At 51.9% G+C, this 2,797-nt stretch carries 3 protein-coding genes; all 3 read right to left on the bottom strand.

Going from position 1 to position 2,797, the window contains the following annotated elements:
• Nucleotides 1-75 precede the first annotated feature (75 nt).
• Nucleotides 76-915 (bottom strand): GNAT family N-acetyltransferase, encoded by an 840-nt coding sequence (locus BLW59_RS16990; protein WP_074699045.1) that lies wholly within the window; start codon nt 913-915, stop codon nt 76-78.
• A 1-nt stretch (nt 916) separates the two neighbouring features.
• Nucleotides 917-2,449, bottom strand: a complete 1,533-nt coding sequence (locus tag BLW59_RS16985; protein WP_074699043.1) for a radical SAM/SPASM domain-containing protein — start codon at nt 2,447-2,449, stop codon at nt 917-919.
• A gap of 139 nt (nt 2,450-2,588) precedes the next feature.
• Nucleotides 2,589-2,797, bottom strand: a 209-nt coding sequence (locus BLW59_RS16980) for a Nif11-like leader peptide family RiPP precursor (RefSeq protein ID WP_139283754.1), incomplete at its 5' end; no start/stop codon positions are given.

Raw genomic sequence — 2,797 nt, 5'->3', positions numbered from 1 at the left:
GAAAAATATGAATATACATATCTATACAAATGGGCAGAACCATCACCTCGAAAGCACAGGTCGTCCACAGTCTATTCACTTTAGCCGCACTTCAATGCGAAAACGGCGCGAAACCGTCAAGGCATCTTTGAAATAGCGGATATAAAAACGCCGATTGGCTGTTGACTCAGGCCTTAAGCAAAAAGTAAGCTGCTTGCAGCTTTGGCTCGTCAGGCGTACCATGTGCGCTGCCATTTTTCCACCGCCGCCCCGGGCGCGGAATTTTGGAGCCGAATAAAAAATGGGAATGTGCGCCTTTTCCGGCGAAATGCGCTGCACAAGGAGCCACCCGGCAACTTCACCATGCCAAAGGGTAAGAAAGGACAGTTCAGCATCGGCAGCCGCAAAATAAAGCGGCTCCATAAAATCTGTTTCCGAATCGCTCCTGCAAAGGGCTCGAATATCTTCCTCGTAGTCCTCCACCGCCGCAATGGGAAGAAATTCCATGCCGGCCTCGGCGAGCACTTCCTCCGAGTAATGGCTTTCGTGCCAGATATCAGCGGCTATTGCCATAAGATCCAAGGAACAGTTCCAACCGTATGGCTGCCAGGAAAGTTCCCAACCGGGGCGGGATTTCAAGGCAAAGTTCATCAAGCGATAATGCGAATCTTCTCTTGCTGTTTGATAACTGCTTCCCTCCAGCTCCGGGTATTCCCACAGAATACGGTCGGTATCGGCTTCCTCAAGCAGTTGGTGCAGGGCGGCGCAGATAATTTCGGTGTCAAGAAATTCATCACGAAAGGAAAGTTCATTGATCATGAATGCCCCGTTCTCCCAAGGGGGATAATCGCCTTCAATAATCCCCCCTTGCTGTCCGCCGCTGCAAACGAGCACGCGCATACTACGCTCCGTCCGCAAGCGATATTTAGGCCGCATATTACCTTGCCTCCTCAGAACTTCGCCAAAAACCGATGCTGCGCAAAACAGGCAGCATCTCCATGGCGCTTCGTGCGCTTTCCAACGTTTCCCGCTCCGCCTCCGTCAGCCTTGACAACACGCCGCAAAGGGATAGCGTAAGCTCATCTTCGCCGCTTTTCCCCCACGCTTCTGCCGCTATGCGGGAAGCGGTGAAGTTCCAAATGTCTTTCAATTCGCCGCAATTACTTTGAAAGGGATTGCCGCTTTCGTTTTTGGCTCTTATCGCACAGCCTCCACCGCAAAAAAAGATGTAGGGACAGCTTTGGCAGGGCTTCAGGAAATCCCCCGTGCGGGCATCCCACTTTGCCTTGCGGAAGCCGTACAGGATTTGGCCGCATTCCTCATCGACACAGCCAATCATCTCATCCTCCATGCCAACGAGATAGGCGCAGGGAAAAATTTTCCCAAAGGGGTCAATCAGAGCCATGCCCTGCACTGCATTGCAGTGAGCAGATGTGAGATAGGGAAAATCTTCTTTTGTCATGGCGCGGCGCAGCCCGGAGGCCACATCCCCGTACATTCCCTGATGCTCGATAGCGGATATTTCATCGCCTTTCTGGTCAGCGGCAATCACCGCCTCCAATACCTCGTGGTCTGACACATGAGCAGGTGACTTCGTGCTCTCTTCCACCGCTTTGAAGCCGTAGGAAAATTGACTGTATTTGGTAAGCCCGCGCTCTTTTATATCGCGGATAAGCTCGCCGAGGCCATCGATATTTTTACGATCCACGTTTACCCGAAGACTTACGGTGGCCCCCCTCTCCAAGGCAAGCGCAATATTCTCCATTATGCGCTCATAAGTGGGATGACCATTTTTATGACGGCGATGGCGGTCATGGGCTTCGCCCATGCCGTCCACGGAAATTTGTAAATCGAACAATTTGTATTCGGTGATAATATCAAGGAAAGCATCCATTTCGTAGCCATTGGTAATTGCTCTTATGGGTATGCCCATTTCCCGCGCCCGCCCACATATATCCTTTACTATAGCGTGGTTCTGCGTGAGAAAGGGCTCGCCACCGAAAAGAATCAAACTGTCTATGTAGCGGCCGCGTTCCCTTTCGCGGGCAAGTGCCGCAAAAATCGCCCTTACCATGGACGGCTCCATCACCGCTTCCATCCATTCGAAGCCATGCCCCAGGCGATGACGTTCGAAACAATAAGGGCAGCGGAAATTGCAATCATACGTGGGCATAATCACGGCAACAATACGCGGCTCGCTGTATAGTTTCGCACAAATACGCGCAATAAGAAGCGCATCAGAGAGTTCTGCCGCCTCGTCTTTTCGCGTGATGTGCCCCCGAAGAAGGAGGCGTTCGCGAAGGGCAAGCGGGAGAGTCGATACGTCTCCGGCGGCTATTTTTTCTACCGTCTTTTTTTCCACTACGTCAAATGCGCCGTAAATCCCGCTCACCAAAAGCGCAAAATCCTCTATTTCCACTCCATTCTTGTCGATGAGGGGCAGGACGATTTCGTATTTGCTGGTATGCAATCCGGTGCGCCCCCCTTCCCTTCGCTGACAATCTGCGACGTAGACAAATCTTCATGGACTTATCCCCTCGTTACGCTTTTGTTCTTCAGCCACAGATTTCTTGTAAGCGCTTCAACAGATTCTCTTGGATTCGTGCGGCTTACCAGCTTCTGTCCCTCCTTACTTTTAGGGAGGTGGGATCAGGAGGAAAAGTGCCACCGGCAACCTGCTTCAGATCTTCCGGACTCAGATCTATCTCGGAAAGCTGGGCGAAATACTTCTCCGCCTCTTCCTTCGTCATGTCGTAGCCCTCATCCTTCGCCAGTTCCAGAAGTTCCTCGACACTCTGGCAGGCCATAGCCTTCTTCA

The sequence above is a fragment of the Selenomonas sp. KH1T6 genome (assembly GCF_900108415.1).
GTDB classification, from domain to species: Bacteria; Bacillota; Negativicutes; order Selenomonadales; family Selenomonadaceae; genus Selenomonas_B; species Selenomonas_B ruminantium_A.
The sequence above is the reverse complement of the archived record's forward strand: the minus strand, read 5'-3'. Positions and strand labels throughout refer to the sequence as shown.

Excerpts from the sequence above, each read along its gene's own strand:
- BLW59_RS16990 (WP_074699045.1), bottom strand. The coding sequence starts at position 915 with ATGCGGCCTAAATATCGCTTGCGGACGGAGCGTAGTATGCGCGTGCTC.